Annotated in this window: 14 protein-coding genes; 10 read left to right on the top strand and 4 right to left on the bottom strand. The window is 49.1% G+C overall.

The features are described from left to right. The first annotated feature begins 10 nt into the window (after positions 1 to 10). A complete protein-coding gene (locus ABXS70_RS20145; RefSeq protein ID WP_366290347.1) occupies positions 11 to 1747 on the top strand; it encodes a proline--tRNA ligase in 1737 nt (578 codons plus the stop codon). A gap of 578 nt (positions 1748 to 2325) precedes the next feature. Here the strand turns inward: ABXS70_RS20145 and ABXS70_RS20140 are convergent. From ABXS70_RS20140 to ABXS70_RS20130, 3 genes are all read right to left on the bottom strand, one after another. Then, complete coding sequence (locus ABXS70_RS20140) at positions 2326 to 4149, bottom strand: 5'-nucleotidase C-terminal domain-containing protein (protein ID WP_366290344.1); 1824 nt, start codon at positions 4147 to 4149, stop codon at positions 2326 to 2328. A 176-nt stretch (positions 4150 to 4325) separates the two neighbouring features. Then, the gene (locus ABXS70_RS20135) at positions 4326 to 4742 is read right to left on the bottom strand and encodes an ImmA/IrrE family metallo-endopeptidase (RefSeq protein WP_366290341.1); all 417 of its coding nucleotides are present in this window, start codon (positions 4740 to 4742) and stop codon (positions 4326 to 4328) included. A 45-nt stretch (positions 4743 to 4787) separates the two neighbouring features. Further along, the gene (locus ABXS70_RS20130) at positions 4788 to 5231 is read right to left on the bottom strand and encodes a helix-turn-helix domain-containing protein (protein ID WP_366296706.1); all 444 of its coding nucleotides are present in this window, start codon (positions 5229 to 5231) and stop codon (positions 4788 to 4790) included. A gap of 682 nt (positions 5232 to 5913) precedes the next feature. Here ABXS70_RS20130 and ABXS70_RS20125 point away from each other — a divergent pair. The 8 genes from ABXS70_RS20125 to ABXS70_RS20090 all read left to right on the top strand — a co-directional run bounded on the left by ABXS70_RS20125 (position 5914) and on the right by ABXS70_RS20090 (position 14232). Beyond that, positions 5914 to 6396, top strand: a complete 483-nt coding sequence (locus ABXS70_RS20125) for an ArpU family phage packaging/lysis transcriptional regulator (protein ID WP_342556254.1) — start codon at positions 5914 to 5916, stop codon at positions 6394 to 6396. A 96-nt stretch (positions 6397 to 6492) separates the two neighbouring features. Beyond that, entirely contained in the window at positions 6493 to 8166 is a 1674-nt protein-coding gene (locus ABXS70_RS20120) for a GAF domain-containing sensor histidine kinase (protein ID WP_366290338.1), read from the top strand. A 19-nt stretch (positions 8167 to 8185) separates the two neighbouring features. Then, positions 8186 to 8971, top strand: coding sequence for a response regulator transcription factor (locus ABXS70_RS20115; RefSeq protein ID WP_366290335.1), 786 nt, complete (start codon positions 8186 to 8188; stop codon positions 8969 to 8971). Between the two features lie 249 nt (positions 8972 to 9220). Beyond that, positions 9221 to 9790, top strand: coding sequence for an NADPH-dependent FMN reductase (locus tag ABXS70_RS20110; RefSeq protein ID WP_366296703.1), 570 nt, complete (start codon positions 9221 to 9223; stop codon positions 9788 to 9790). An 82-nt stretch (positions 9791 to 9872) separates the two neighbouring features. Then, a complete protein-coding gene (locus tag ABXS70_RS20105; RefSeq protein WP_342554598.1) occupies positions 9873 to 10331 on the top strand; it encodes a VOC family protein in 459 nt (152 codons plus the stop codon). Beyond that, a complete protein-coding gene (locus ABXS70_RS20100) occupies positions 10328 to 11038 on the top strand; it encodes a ring-cleaving dioxygenase (protein WP_366290332.1) in 711 nt (236 codons plus the stop codon). Before ABXS70_RS20105 ends, ABXS70_RS20100 begins: the two co-directional genes overlap by 4 nt. 126 nt (positions 11039 to 11164) lie before the next feature. Then, the gene (locus tag ABXS70_RS20095; RefSeq protein ID WP_366290329.1) at positions 11165 to 12127 is read left to right on the top strand and encodes a hypothetical protein; all 963 of its coding nucleotides are present in this window, start codon (positions 11165 to 11167) and stop codon (positions 12125 to 12127) included. Positions 12128 to 12528: 401 nt separating this feature from the next. Beyond that, a complete protein-coding gene (locus ABXS70_RS20090) occupies positions 12529 to 14232 on the top strand; it encodes a DUF4127 family protein (protein ID WP_366290326.1) in 1704 nt (567 codons plus the stop codon). Positions 14233 to 14436: 204 nt separating this feature from the next. On the opposite strand, the gene ABXS70_RS20085 is transcribed toward ABXS70_RS20090, so the two are convergent. Further along, positions 14437 to 14646: a hypothetical protein gene (locus tag ABXS70_RS20085; protein WP_366290323.1), complete on the bottom strand. Its 210-nt coding sequence runs from the start codon at positions 14644 to 14646 to the stop codon at positions 14437 to 14439. Between the two features lie 401 nt (positions 14647 to 15047). On the opposite strand from ABXS70_RS20085, the gene ABXS70_RS20080 reads away from it, so the two are divergent. Then, on the top strand, positions 15048 to 16037 hold the full coding sequence (locus ABXS70_RS20080) for a hypothetical protein (protein ID WP_366290320.1): 990 nt from the start codon (positions 15048 to 15050) through the stop codon (positions 16035 to 16037). Positions 16038 to 16094 lie beyond the last annotated feature (57 nt).

Here is a 16094-nt window from a genome sequence, read left to right as displayed (position 1 = left end):
GTGTATAGAGATGCGCCAAAGTGAAATGTTTATTCCAACGTTACGTGAAGCACCTGCAGAGGCTGATGCGGCAGGGCACCGCTGGCTGCTGCGATCGGGCATGATTCGCCAATTGGCAGCCGGTGTATACAGTTATCTACCGCTCGGACGGCGTGTGCTTCTGAACGTGGAACGGATCGTTCGGGAAGAAATGGACCGCGCAGGATGTCAGGAGGTGCTGCTCCCTATTATGCAGCCCGCCGAATTGTGGGAGGAGTCTGGCAGATACACACAGTACGGCCCGGAGCTCATGCGTCTGAAGGACCGGCATTCAAGGGAGTTTGCACTTGGACCAACCCATGAGGAAGTGGTTACAGCTTTAGCTCGTGACGAGATCAACTCGTACCGTAAGCTGCCATTTACGGTATATCAGATCGGCACCAAGTTCAGGGATGAACGCCGGCCGCGTTTTGGTCTGCTGCGCGGGCGAGAGTTTATCATGAAGGATGCCTATTCCTTTGCAGCGGATTGGAATGAACTGGACCGAACCTATCAAGCCATGAATACAGCGTACTGCCGTATACTGGAACGCTGCGGATTGGAATACATCCGGGTGGAGGCGGATGCGGGAACGATTGGCGGACAAGGGGAAACACATGAGTTCATGGCTTTGGCCGATGTAGGTGAGGATACCATTGTGACGTGTAAACATTGTGGTTACGCTGCAAATCTGGAGAAAGCGGCTTATCGACCAGCCTGGTCCGCAGCCCTTACGGAAGAGCAAGAAGCAGGTGTTCATGCGGGAGTGCAGCGCATCGCGACACCAGATGTTCGCACGATTGCGGAATTAAGTTCATTCCTCGGTCAAAAGGCAGAGACCATGATCAAGACACTGCTCTATCTCGCTGATGGTCAGCTTACTGCAGCGCTTGTTCGCGGGGATCATGAAATAAATGACATCGCCCTGAAGCAGGCACTTGGAGCAGAAGAGCTGGTTTTGGCCGATGATGCATCGATTGCCTCACATCCCAATCTCGCCGTTGGTTACCTCGGCCCTGTAGGACTTGGACTACGAATGGTTGTGGATGCGGATGTGGCTGCTATGAAACAGGCAGTAACCGGAGCTAATGAAGTTGGCATGCATTTATCAGGCGTACGTCCAGGCGTCGATTTTGCTCTGAATCAAGTCGAACGCATCCGCTTTGCTGCTGCAGGGGATTGCTGTGACTCTTGTGGTGAACCGCTTGTATTCACTAAAGGAATTGAGGTCGGGCACATTTTCAAATTGGGCACGAAGTACAGTGACGCCATGGGAGCCTCTTTCCTGGACCGGAATGGCCGGCAATGTGCACCTGTAATGGGATGTTATGGCATAGGTGTATCCCGTTTGATGGCAGCGATCGCTGAACAGCACGCGACAGAGCAGGGCATTCAGTGGCCTGTATCGACTGCGCCTTATGATGTGCATCTCATTCCGGTAAGCTGGAAGGATGAGCATCAGCAGAAGCTTGTTCTTGAACTCGAACAGCAGCTGCTGGATTACGGTTTCCGCGTGCTGGTTGATGATCGGGACGAACGCCCGGGCGTAAAATTCAAGGATGCCGAGTTAATCGGACTGCCGATACATATTGTCGTCGGCAGAGGTGCTGCTGAAGCGCAGGTTGAGCTGGGATCTCATATACTGGCTTCTTCAGGTGAAACGAAGCGTGTCCATATGACAGCACAGGAAGCGGTTCAATATGTCACGGATCAAATCCGGCGAGTTTAGTTTGTATACGGCGTGAGAGAAGTGCGGAACAGTGGTATGGCCTGAAAGATAACATTGATATATATAATAGGACTGAATATGATGTCGACTGTTATACAGCAGCTGTATACGCATGGGGTTATCCAGAAAATGAGGACTCCAGAAGTAGAAAAGGGTGTATTTTCAGAACATTATCAGACCAAGCGACTACAACCGAACTGAAAGAATAGGTTAGTTCATCTTTTTGCTCATAAAGCAGGGACCGGATTGACTGTTTGATACATTTTTGGTGTAAGTATGCAAAGCTTGCTTAAAAGCTGATATACCTCATCTGTACGACAAATCGCATAGATACGGATATTGAAGTCCAATCTGTTCTAGTTCAGCATGTTGGAAACGTCATGATTCGAGACGCAAGCTGGTTGCAGGAGATTTATTTTTGAGTTTGTCTGCAATCTGGACGGCCTGCGCTGCAGAATCGATGTTACCACGATACTACCACCGCTGTTCTACACAACATGAACGAAACGAAAGGGAGTCCCTCGGCCAGTTTTTTCTGGTAAGGACTCCCTTTTCTCGTTCAGTTGAAGTGGCTTGAATTAAGAAGCAGCTGGCAATTTCAAAGTTTGACCTGGATAGATTCGGTGTGGATTTTTGATTTTATTCAGCTTCTGCAGTGCCTGCCAAGTTGTTCCATATTGTTTGGAGATCGAGTAGAGAGATTCTCCTGATTTTACAATATGCAGTTTAGCAGGGGCTGGAGTTGGTTTATCTGGTGCTGGCTTAACAGGTTTCTCGGGTTTTGGTTTCTCTGGTTGAGGTTTCGTTGGTTCAGGTGTTGGAACAGGAGCTGGAATTTCAGTTATTGGTGTTTCTTCCGGCTGGGCAGCGGATTTGTCGCCTTCGCTGATGCGGCCATCGGTTTGCATATCCACTGCGCCAAGCTTCTGCATGTAGTTGATCAACGCTTCATCCAGCGCACCGTACATCCCGGTTGTCGGATATTTGGCAAACATCGTGTACTCATCACCGCCGACAGCTGTAAAATCATTAGTTGCCAGTGTATAGGTTGCTGCCGGGTCAAGAGCTTTATCACCAATCATAACGGAGTGCACACGACTGCCTTCTGGAGCCGCAGCATCAATTTTGAATGTGATTCCGGACACCTGCGGGAATCCACCGCTTGGTTCAGGGTAAGAACCCACACCGTTTTCCAATGCTGCAAGGACATCGGAGCCTTTTACATCAAGGGTCACCACTTGATTTCCAAAAGGAAGAACCGTAATAACATCACCTTTGGTCACGATGCCTTTTTCAATCGAAGAACGGATTCCGCCGCCGTTGGTCAAAGCGATATCGGCTTTGCTGACATCACGGATTGCATCCGCCAGCAGATCGCCCAGGTTGGTTTCGCCTGCACGTACTTGTTCACGTTTACCATCCAGCAGAACAGCGGTATTCGCTACTTCTTCTTTCAGGATGGGTTCTTGTTCTTTTTGAATGGAGCTTACGAGAGCTGCAACCTTCTCGTTTGGTTTGATTTCTTTGGCTTTGGTTTCGTCGATTAACGCTGCCGTTTTCTTCGTAACTTTGCCGCCGTCTACCCACAGATCAATGACACCCACATAGTTCGTGTATTCACCTGCACTTGCGATCAATGTGCCGTGATCTGATACAAGGCCGTCCTTCAGTACCGTATGACTATGTCCATCAATGAAAACATCGATGCCGGGCACCTCTTTGACAACTTTGAAGCTGGTATCGGTACTGGAAGCATCTTGTCCAAGGTGTCCAAGCACCACGACAACATCCACTTTACCGCGAATTTCATTCACAAGTGTTTTGGCTTCAGCGGAAGGATCTGTTATCTGCAAACCTTCTACATTTTTAGGATTTGTTTTGTACATCGTTTCCGGAGTGGTCAGGGCGATAATTCCGACCTTCACACCATCTACTTCTTTAATAAGGTACGGCTCGAAGAGACGAGTTCCATCTTTTTTCTTCACATTCGCGCTGAGCATAGGGAAGTTCATCATGTTTGCCAGTTCAACGAGACGATCGGAGCCATAGTTGAACTCATGGTTACCGGGTACCATCGCTTGATAGCCGATTTCGTTCATGACCTTTGCAATGCTCTCACCTCTGACAAGTGTGGCAAAAGTGGTGCCGTGTACGGCATCGCCTGCATCCAGCAGGAGCGTGTTTGGATTTTTACTGCGATAGTTGTCCACGATGCCCGCAGTTTTGGCGAACCCCATGGCAGGGGATTGCTCAACTGCACGAGCATGCATGTCATTCGTATGTAGGATCGTAATATGTTTGCCTGTGCCTGGAGCGGAATCTGCTGCTGCCGCAATGCCTACACTGCTGAACAGTAAGCAAACCGTTAGCAGAAGTGAAACAATGTGTTTCCAGTTTTTCATGAATCCGATACCTCCCAAAATAGTAATCTATTAGAGCGTTTACACAGCTCACGTAGTATTTTAACAGACTACCCTAAGGAAATCTCGTGATTTACGTAAAAATAAGTAACCTGAAAGTGACATGTTAATCTGCTGTTTGAACATACAGCCAAAGTGTTATTAAGGAACATATGTTCTTAAAACATGTAAAAAAAATGCTGCGCTTCACGCGGCAGTCCGGTGCGCAGACAAAATTTCTCAAGGGATTCGTCCCGCTCGGGAACAATTCCGGCCGTCAACAATTGAATGGCAAATCGATTGGCCTGCCTCTCCAGCTTGCCTGGGGCGAAGTAGGAATGCTCCTCCAGAAAGAAACGGTTAATGCCTTTGTGCAGCCTGTCATGACCCAGTTCATGCGCACATACAAATCGCTGCCATTCGGGCGGTAAATCATTGTGTATCACGATAAATCTGCGGCGAAGTTTGCGGAAATACAGCCCTTTGGTAGAGCTGCCGAGATTGGCAAAACGAATCTGTATGCCTACAGCACGGGCAATGCTGAACGGACAATTGGTCCGGTGTTTTCGAATCAGCTTGGTTACGATGTCATCCATATGATCTCACCTGCAGTTTCAGTAAGTTGAACTCGCGTCTTGGCCTCATGGGCGCTGGTCCGATTCGTCTGGCTTTTTGCGTTTGTTCATCTGCTTTGCTTCCCAGAACAAACCTGTCAGCACGTCCTTGATTCGTTTCTTGTCCTCTTCATCCAGCGGAATGCCGTCAAACATCAGGTCGTCTTCATCTTCCAGCATTTTTTTGAAATCCCGCCGGTCTTTGTACGTAGCCCATTCCGGAACATCCTGATAGGCTTCTTCACTGCCTGTTTCGATGTATCCCGCCTGTTTCATCATATCCGTATAAGGTACAGCCAGGGCATCGGCAATTTTGCGGATGGTCGCTGGTTTGGGTACGCCGCGCACACCATTTTCAATACGTGAAATCTGGGAATTGCTTATTCCGGCTGCTTCGGCTAGCTGGTTGATGCTGAATCCCTGCTGCTCTCGCAGCTGCTTCATATAAGGACCAAAAGCGTGCTCCACAATTATGCCATCTCCTTCGACTCGTTATAAATGCTTGTGATTATAAAGAGGTCTGCTGTAACTGCTCATGGGGACTGTCTGCAAACCTGCCCGTTCCGGATGCGGATCATTCTTTCGATCGCTGTTATCCCCGGATTCCATATCATCTTCTCCTTAAAGGGAGAAATCCGGGGATAAAGGCGAACGCTTCGCTTCTTCAGAATTGATTCCGCCTCCTGCACTACGTTTGCACGCCATGCCAACGCTTGAGTCATTCCCAGCGCCTTGGACTTCTTTATAAAAAACAAATGACTTATACGAGTTCAGTAATTATCTGTACTATATCGTATATATACCATTAGGTAAAGGGATACGAAACAATTATGCCAAAAGGTATAGAAAATGAGAGCGTAGGTTTTATTTTATCGCCTAAACGATCCAAAATGAAGGTTTACTTCAATCTCCAGAAAGTGGTATCCTCTAGTAGAAATACGAACAATATACGAACAAAATGTAAATAATAATCAAATCCAAAAGGCAGCATAGGTACCTTAAGTAAGGAAACGATTGTCGATTGTTGGGGTTTGAGGTAAGCAGCCATTCTATGAATCAGGAATCTGTCTACACTAAAAGATAGAGATAAGTCGTCATCATTTTGGGAGATATAAACGAACATATAACAGGAGGGCATAACGATATGGCAAATATGGAATTGATGTTACCGGAATTGGACCGTCGTAAAACGCAGGCAGCTGTTGAAGCTGCATTGGAAAAGTATCGGATTTACAAAACAATTGCGTTTGAAGAACGAGAGGTGCAGGTAACGGCAAGTTACACGGAACGTTTGCATGGTACTGTCAATGTGACCAGTGATTCCACGGCAAGAACTGCAATCTTTAATGTGGATGTGCAGCGTGCACGTCAGGCTTACTGCGAGACAATGGACCATATCGTGTCCAGGCTCAGCGAAAAAGAACGTGTGCTTGTGACGGAGCGGTATATGAAGGACGATGATGTGTTTGACTATAAAATATATAACCATGTCTTTGATCCACCGGTAAGCAAGGATACGTACACCAAAATTCGAACGCGTGCTTTCTATAAAATGGCGCTGGCCTTGTCTGATCGCGGGCTGATTAATATGGAACCTTTATCATTGAAGAGAAAAGAGCGGCAAAAGCTCGGCTGAGCTTTCGGCTCAAAGTTGAAGCTTTAATATCGCCGGGGGATTGGTTACAATAGTTGGGACAAAATTACGGTGTGCAGCAGCGGAAGGGAGGAAGTTATGCCGGAAGAGGTTGGAATGCAGGAGATGGCAACGCTGAAGACCATTGCGGAAACATTGAATACCTCCAATGATCTCAGCCTGATGTTGGATAAGGTTGTTGGCAAATTACTTGAACTGACCGGGTTATCTGCAGGCTGGCTTTTTCTGATCGACGAACGCGGAGAATATACCTGTGTCTCGGATTATAATCTGCCTCCGGCATTGATGCGAAATGACAAAGAGCCGATGCGTACAGGAACATGCTGGTGTGTCAATCGTTTCCGGGATGGCAGGCTGCAGTACGCGGTTAACATCATTAACTGCAAGCGCTTGGAGGATGCGGTGGAATTCAAGTGGGGGGATACATCCGATATTACCCACCATGCCACAGTTCCGCTGCGTTCGGGCGAACAGATGTTGGGACTGCTTAATGTGGCTGCGCCTGACAAGGTGCATTTTAGCGATAGCGAGCTGGCACTTCTACAGGCGGTTGCCTATCAGATCGGCAGTGCGATGGAGCGGATGCGGCTGTATCGTGCAGAGCAGCGCCGGGCTCAGCTGTATGCCAGACTGGGGGATTTCGGTGCAGCATTAAGTCTTACAGTCAATGAATGCACAGAGACAGATGCATTGCCTGGCACCGTGGTAAGGCTGCTGGGAAAACATTTTGACTGCCCGTTTGCTGCACTGATTAAACAGACGGATGAAAGATTTCATATACAGGCAGTTTATGCGGATGGTCACGTAAGCATGGGTGCAGCAGCCCCCCTTTCACTGGAAGGGACACGTCTTATGGATCGTATCATTGATCATTATCGTGCAGCCGTGCTGACAGCAGATGAACTGGTTGACATATTCGGCCCGGATCAACTTGAACTGAATTCGCGACAGTTTGGAACCGGAATTGGTGTACCGCTGCCCTACCCTTCACCGGAGGAACCTGGTGTGCTGGTTATTGGCACAGGGACACGATCCCTGGGTCTGATCAGAGCAGACAGCGAAGTGATGGAGGCTTTGGCAGAGCACATTATCGCTGCCCGAGAGAGCTTGAAGCTTGCAGATCACAGACGTGAATTGGCAAGGCTTGAAGAACGGAATCGGCTTGCCCGGGACCTGCATGATTCGGTCAATCAGATTTTGTTCTCTTTATCGTTGACGGCGAGAGGTGCAGAAAGTATGCTGTCGGGCACGGAGCCGAGGCATCCGGCAGCCGAAGCCATGAAAGATATACGAGCTTTATCTCAGGAGGCGCTCAAGGAAATGCGTGCGCTTATTATGCAGCTTCGTCCAGCTGGACTGGAGGCCGGACTGCTGAGTGCACTGCAGGAGTATGGAACCAAACAGGGGCTTCAAGTGGTCGCTGACCGAATAGGGATACGCTCTATTCCACGTGTCATGGAAGAAGGGTTATGGCGTATCGGTCAAGAGGCGCTTAACAATATTCGAAAGCACGCAGAAGTGTCTACCGCAAACATTCTACTTGAGTGTAATGAACACGAAGCGAAGCTCACGATCTCGGATCGGGGAAAGGGGGGCGCCAAACGGCGTAAACCATCCTCTGAAAACTCACTGGGCTTATCGATTATGAGAGAGCGTGCACAATCGCTGGGCGGCAGGCTGGAAATATGGAGTTCTTCACGGAAAGGAACAACCGTAACGGCAGTCATACCACTTCCATATGAATCTGAATAAAGTCAGGAGGTTGGCAGCAATGCCGATTACAATTTTACTTGCCGATGATCACGCGATGGTCAGACGGGGCCTGCATGTTTTTCTGAAAACACAGCAGGATATGAAGGTGGTTGGTGAAGCGTCCAACGGACAGGAAGCTTTGGCACTGGCGCAGGAGCTGCGACCGGACGTGGTGCTGATGGACCTTCACATGCCCGTTATGGATGGGATCGAAACAGCCAGACACCTGCGCAGTCTGCTGCCCGATACACGGATCATCGTGCTGACTTCCTTCTCGGACCAGGATCATGTTGTTCCTGCTGTTCGTGCAGGCGTGAAGGGTTATCTGCTCAAAGATATTGAACCGGAGGATTTAGCCATTGCGATTCGGAATGTATATTCAGGCCAGGTCGAACTTCATCCGGCGGCCGCAGGTCAATTGATGCATGTTATGGCGTCTATGGATACGCTGTCCGAGTCTCTGTGCGCAGCACAAGATGGAAACAATGCAGCTTCTCTACCGCGTTTAGATCAAGAGACGATCCCGCAGGCTGTTCAAAACAGCGGATCAAGTAAGTCAAGTCAATGGAGCGAAACAGGCGTGTTGTCCGAATTGTCAAAGACTGGCCTGAGTATACTCACTCGCCGTGAACGGGAAGTGCTGGGACTGCTCACCCAAGGACTGAGCAATAAGGAGATTGCAGTTCGACTTGTCATTACGGAAAAAACGGTAAAAACACATGTCAGTCATCTACTGGATAAGTTAGGCTTGGCAGACCGCACACAGGCAGCACTTCATGCTGTCCGGAATGGCTGGGAACTGTGAGCGAAGCAGCCGCCAAATTCAGACAAACTCAGACTAAAGTCGTATGAACTCAACCGAAAGGTTGAGTTTTTTTGTGCGGAAGTTAAGTCCATTAGCTGACGAATTCGGCCATACATACAAGGTAAAATAAGGATAAAGACAGGATGAAGATCAGAACAGTCCAAACTGAAGCGGCAGGAGAATTCGGGAGTATACCAACACATTCGGTTCGAACTAAAACACAGGAGAGTGAATGACATGAATAAAGACATGAATATCGTAATTTTGGCAGGCAGCAATCGAAAAAACGCAACCAGCACACGTTTGGGTGAATATGCAGCAGAGATTATTCGAGCACAGGGGCATGAAGCCCACTTGTTTAATCTATATGAAAAACCGCTGCCGTTCTACGCTCCGGATGAAAAACAGGATACAGACGAGCATTTGGCTGCTTTGAATGCCTTGATGCTTGCAGCAGATGCTGTTATTTTATCCAGCCCGGAGTACCACGGCAGTATCAGCGGTGTGCTTAAAAATGCGCTGGACCATCTCAGTCAGGCACATTTCAGTGGTAAACCGGTTCTGTCGATCAGCTCTGCCGGAGGAGCAGTGGGCGTAAGTTCGCTTACCCAGATGCAGACGATGGTTCGCAATCTGCACGGCATCAATGCCCCGGAATGGATCTCCATTGGGGGAGCACAGCGCAGACGTTTTGAAGCAGCACTGGATGGATACGAGGAATTCGAGGGAAGCCAGGATGTCGAGGACAGGGTACAGCGAGTGCTGGGTTCATTTTTGAATCTGGCTCAGACGTTAACGGCCGCAAAGAAGGCACTGTAGAGCAGCTCGGAATGACAAGCCGACCATCACTCATTTTAATAATTAAAATTTTGGTAATGAACCTGGAAAGAAGGTATGTATCATGATTAAGGGCATATATGAAACCCATCTTAATGTTACGAATCTGGAGAAGTCACATCATTTCTATGAAAAGGTACTGGGATTGACTCATGCACATGGACAACCGGAGCGCGGAGTTTCGTTCTATTGGGTAGGCGGCGAGCGTAATGCGATGCTGGGGCTGTGGGAGAAGGACCCTGCTCAGGTGCAGCGCCAGCACTTTGCTTTTCACGTGTCTCTGGAGGATATGAAACATGCGGTTGAATATCTGGAAAACAAGGGCATTGCCACTCGCAATTTTCAGGATGACGATATTGGGGAGTTATATGTGTTTGGCTGGATGCCGGCGGTGTCCGTCTATTTTGCCGACCCGGATGGTCACTCCCTGGAATTTATCGCTGTGCTGCCCGATGAAGCAAGGCCTGAACTGGGCTTGGTGCCGTGGAGTGAATGGGAGAAGCTGCAGGGAAGAAGCGTATGATCATTGAAGAGGTGTTATTTTATACCGTGAAGCTGGAGGAACTGCACCATTTCTATGGGGTTACGCTGGGTATGCCGGTGTCCGAACTCCAACCTTCGGAAGGGACGTTCACGCTGCAGGCAGGAACAACCAGGATGGTATTCAAGCAGTGGAGCACCGCGTCTGAAGCGGCGAATAGAACGGTAGAGCCGTTTTACCATTTTGCCTGGATGATTCCGCGCAATCAGTTTCAGGAAGCCAAGCAGTGGGCGGCATCACGTGTAACGCTAAGTACAGATGGGGAGCGGGATGAAACGTATTCGAACAATTGGGATTCTCATTCATTGTATTTTGAAGATCCCGCCGGAAATATTGTAGAGCTGATCGCCCATCATCGGGAAAATAATGAGCAGCAGCGTGCATTCTCGGCAGCAGCTATCCTGCAGGTGTGTGAGATTGGACTGGTTTCGGAGGATGTACCGGCTGCGGTGAAAGAACTGGATAAGGTCGGACTGGCTCGCTGGGGCGAGGGCAGTGATACCTTCTCTCCGGTAGGCGACCGAAGAGGTTTGTTTATCGTGGTGAAGCAGGAACGAGTCTGGTTTTTCTCATCTCAAAAGGCACTGATCTTCCCCCTGGAAGCTGTAATCCGCGACGTGGGCAGGCTTCAATTTGATGGGAATGGAAGATTATGCCGCCAGCCGAGTACCCTTGTACGACATTTTTAATTCGATTTATACAGCCCAAAAGGTCATAAGTGTCTGAACCGGATCATGTTATAGAAGTAAACGCTTTATTTTGGGGGATTAATGTCCGTCCAGCTTGTTAACGAGGTTTCTATAAGTTGAAGGGGGATGGCAGACTTGGATCGACGTTTGTTGGAAGAGGGATTAGCGACCATTGCGTCCAGTCGGGAACGCACAGGAGACCTGTGGCATGCCCACTATGGGGCAGGGGCGATTGCAGCTTATTTTTACGTAAGAGAAAATCGGCTCACCTCCCTCGCCGCTGGCAGCGTTACCGCCGAAGCCAAAGCGATGCTTCGTCAGCATGGGACACGTCCCGCACCGACCGACCTGCCAGATGCGTGTTTGCCGCTGGTTGAAGCTGAAGCGCGTATAGCCGATGCTCTGGAACAAACGATTGGGGAGCTGCACTGGGTGGGACATCAGGCCATCTATGGAGCGGTCAGCCTCAAGGCTATTCGCGAACTGGAAGGATGGGGCACAGCAGAAGAGATTGAGCAGATTGCTCAATTAATTGCATCATTCGAACGAACGATTCCAGGCAGATCCTGGGTGAATACCACGGTGAAAGAGATTCGCCATATGCGTCTGGAAGAAAAGGACGGTTTTCTTGAAATCCAAAATCCGATGCAGCTGTCGCAGCTGATTTTGGAGGAACTGGGTGCTTTTCAAACGATCTATCAGGCAGAATCACACCATGATCTGATCGGTCATATGCTTACCTATGGGCATGCACTGAATATACTTTATGAGCTGGGTTACAGAGAATTGTTTGACAAAGGCATCCCTCCATTCCTCAAAATGGTGAAGGCTTTGCGTCTCAGCCGCAGTATCGATGTTATAACGGACAAAACAGCCACGCTGCAATCTCCTGTGGACGTGCTGCCGCTAACCCGAGCCGAACGCTCAGGCGCACTGCCGCATGAGCTGGAGTACTGGCTGACGGATCGTAGGTGCCATGACTGGTACGGCGGCCATGTATTTAAGTTCCCGTTCAGCTTCTATCACCATGCTAGGAACGTGGAAGCTGAGCCCGAGATTTGGGAGAACTTCCGATATATTATCGCATAAGCTTGATAGCAGAGAATGCATGATCTATAAATAGCGAGCAAACCGTAATTCACAGATAATGAATAACTCATAATCAAGAAGCACTTGCCCAGGCGGCAGGTGCTTTTTTTCGCCATTTGATGATCCTAAAACCATCGACAATCCGACGTAAATCATCCGTTAAGCCGTCTCCGTGAGAAGGAAAAGGCGGTAAGATGGTATTATCGGATCAGAAGCAAGGAAGGGCAGAAAGCTGGAGAGCAAGCTGGAGGGAAAGCAGAAGTACAAGCAGGTAGGCAAAAGCGTTAAGCAGCTCACAGACGAAGGATCAGACCGGCAATCTGTCGGTTTTTTCTATTCGATGATTGCTTCCCTGCTCTGATCGGGTATTGAAGAATATCAAAAACAGGAGGCTACAGGATATGAAAACAGTATTGTATGTTCCACTCGATGATCGTCCCGCGAATTTGGATGACGTAATTGTACAAGGGCAAGCAGCCGGTCTTCACATCATTACACCTGACCTGAAGGATATCAAAAATCGTTTGGATACGGAAAAGACGACAGACGGTACCACGCTTCTCGGTACTTCCGCACCCATTTACGGGCATCCGTCCAGAATTTATGATTTTGTACTCAAACACGCGTCCAAGGTGGATGGTTTTATTATTTCTTCCGACATGCTTGCCTACGGCGGACTGATTGGCAGTCGTCAGCTTCGGGAAGACGGTGGGGGGACGTACCCGGCGTATGATGAGCAAACTACTCATCTGCTGGATGTTATTCGCGACATTAAAACAAAGTACCCGCGTAAACCGCTGTTTGTGATGGACACGATTATGCGGCTTGCGACGACTTCATTCGCCGATGGCCTGGCGCTTGATGCGTATAATGAATCCCGTGCGCTGATGCAGCAGCCGCGCCAGACCTACACTGAATTTGAAGATATTATTGAAGGGTATAACGTATCTCCAGCGAGTGAGGCATACGGGGATACGACCTATTTTGATAAGCAGAAATATTACAATACAAGGCAGCACAAGTTCAAAACGAATCGTTACATTCTGGATCAGCTGGCCCGCACGGGTTATATCGATTTTCTTGCTGTTGGTGTGGATGATGCCAATACGCAGGGCGTTCAGATTAATGAAATCAAGTATGTGGAAGCACGAATTAATGAATGGCTCGGCGGAACGGATGGTCAGAATCCGGATCGGGCAATCATACTGCCGGATGCAGACGGGTTGGGGCATGCTTTGGTCGCGCGAATGGCGAATCAGCTGTTCCGCGGTGGGGCTAAGACAAAGTATGGGGTAAAATACTTCGGCCCGCACGGTTCTACAATTATCAACACCTACGAATATATGGACGTACACCAAAATATCCTGCACCATGTCGATATTGTGGGTGGTGTAGTCATTGAGGATGCGGCTGATACCGCAGTGGACATGGAGGTTATCGCTGTAACGGCACTGGATCAGGTGCAGGCGGCTGTAGAGCGTCTGGCGTTAAATGGAGAACAGGGACTTCCATCCATCCTGATTGATTTTGTGGGTAAAGGGCCTGCGAATGTCGATGTGGCTGAAGCGCTCCTGAACAGTCCATATACCGGACGGGTGCTTGGTTATAGTGCCTGGAACACGCCGGGGAACAAAATCGGACTTGCCGTAGGGATGGCACAATCGAGATATGCGCTGATCACCACGGAAAAGCATGAACATAAGCTGCGGGAAGCGATGAATGCACATGGTTCGCTGCTGTTTAAACGATTTTTGAAGGATTACAGCTACAAAGCGGTGGCTATTGCCGATGTTCGCACCTATTCACGTGCTCACGCCCTGTATACCAATGCGGCCACGCTGGCGGATCAAAATATGGCACTGTTCAATTCGGATGAGGATTATGCTCATCTGCAAAGCCTGCTGCGTGATCTGATGCAGACCCACACTGCTGAACTGGCAAGTAGACCAGCCTTCCAGCAGGGGAATCCCGCCGTTCGCCAGATCTGTAACGGGCAGCTGACGTATGCGGTTTACAACGGTGCACTGCTGGAATACAATAACCCAGATTTCATTTGGGGCCGTGCATTTGAGATTACATTGAGCCCTAAGGTGAGATTAAACTAGGCAGCATCAAACTCTTCGTTGATGTGCTCGCCATAGGATATATGAAGCAGTGACGGATGCGATGCCGAATAATACGTAAAAGGATAGCCCTTCTCTCGTAAATATAAAGTTGGGTCTAATCATAAATATCCCTGACATAAACGGGATTAAATAAACCGAAAAAGCGCTTGAAATGACGAAGAGAAGGGTTTGTGTCCAAAAGAATTACTTTTGAACGGTGTTTAGCAGAACATAGGAAAGAATGAAGCAGGCTGAATTGAAGATCAAGTAGACTGGCGCAGTCCAGATCATGAGCTGACCCCAATCCGTAATGGACTCGTTATAAAATACATTGAACAAGAGTGCATACGCTGCTAAACCTGTGCAGTAACTGAAGATAAGCATAAATAAGTAAAGCGTGAGGTTTTTTTTCATGGCAGGCTCCCTTTTTAGAGTTATACAGATTTCAATCTATTGTATAATTTTGCAATTTGTATAGCCAGACGCTTGATTAAGAAATGGCCATCTTAACTCGTCTTTTTACCGCCCAAGCTTCTCCCTTAATCGCACTGAAGTCAACCGAATGACCGTCCGCGCTTGGGGAGAAAGGGTGTAAGATTGTATTATCGGATCAATCGCAGGGGACACACCGAAAGCACATACGCTAATGTACAGACCAGCCAGGATGGCTGGTCTTTTTGATGCGGTGAAGTTGTCCCTGCATGTGATCCGGTTCCACATGGAGTGCGGAAAAAGGGGGGAGTCCTGAACTGCCGCATGGCTGCTGTAACATGGGGACAGAAATTATTTTTACAGCAGAAGGAGGCGAAATGAATGTGTCTATAAGTCATGAAGCAAGCAGTGGAGCAGGCAGTGAACAAAGCCACAGCGGCAGCAGTACCGGACCGAATATTCGGCTCAGTACACGTATCAAAAAGACGTTAAAAAACAAGCTGACAGCTCTGGTCCCCGCATGGGAAGGCCGCGTGCAGGATGTGCCAGCTTCGGGTGAAGTACTGTCAGGTCCGTGTGCCGTGGCCGCTTTTGCGGAAGAAGTACCGAAGTCAACCTGGGCAGGGTATCGGCGGATCATCAAGATTTCGCCTTATGCCCGGCAGGAAGATGGAGGCGCGGAGCAGATAGAAACTTGGTCTGCAGTCCTGATTGCAGGGCTCCACCAAGTACGGCTGGAGGATGAGGCAGGCGGCGCTTTTACATGCATCTATCTGGGATCAACGGACAGTGAGCGCATGGATACCGAATCAGGGCTGGTTACGCGCAGCTTGCGTTTTGGTGTGTACATTCCCGAACCACAGCGTGCCTCTACTTCTGAAAATGCTGCTGTTACAAGTGATCCTTGGCTTGCTGCGCTGCAGCGGTGGACCGTAAATGAGTTAAGCGCAGACTATTCGGTGTACACAGACCGCTGGCCGGGAGGATATACAATGCCATCGATATTATGGCGTTTGACCGGGTGCAGTACCGCGGCGGCAGGAACTGCCGCAATGGAGGTGCGCAAACAATGTGTCGGACATGTCCTGACAGATCACACAGGTCTGACAGAGCAGACGATAAGTCATTTGGTTAAGCAGCTGGCGCTTCAATCCCGAATCGCCGTCACCTCATTGAGCAGTGAAGGTGATGGAGCTGACTCAGGTGGCGAAAGCAGCATGCGTTATATGACGGTAGATGAGGCAGCAGCGGATTTGCAAGCCGATGCATATCTGAATGGACAGATTCGTCTAACGCTGACGCAGCGGATGCGTCGTCCGGTTACGAGTGCACCGCTTATGCGCGAAATCCACCATACCAAAGGGATACAGTAAATGGAAGTCCAGAGGGGCCGATATTGGCAGGCGGCCTCAGATCATATGAATTGAAGT

Origin of the sequence: Paenibacillus sp. AN1007, from assembly GCF_040702995.1 — a bacterium.
Classification (GTDB): domain Bacteria; phylum Bacillota; class Bacilli; order Paenibacillales; family Paenibacillaceae; genus Paenibacillus.
Note: the sequence above shows the minus strand (reverse complement) of the source record. Positions and strands in the feature narration are given on the sequence as shown.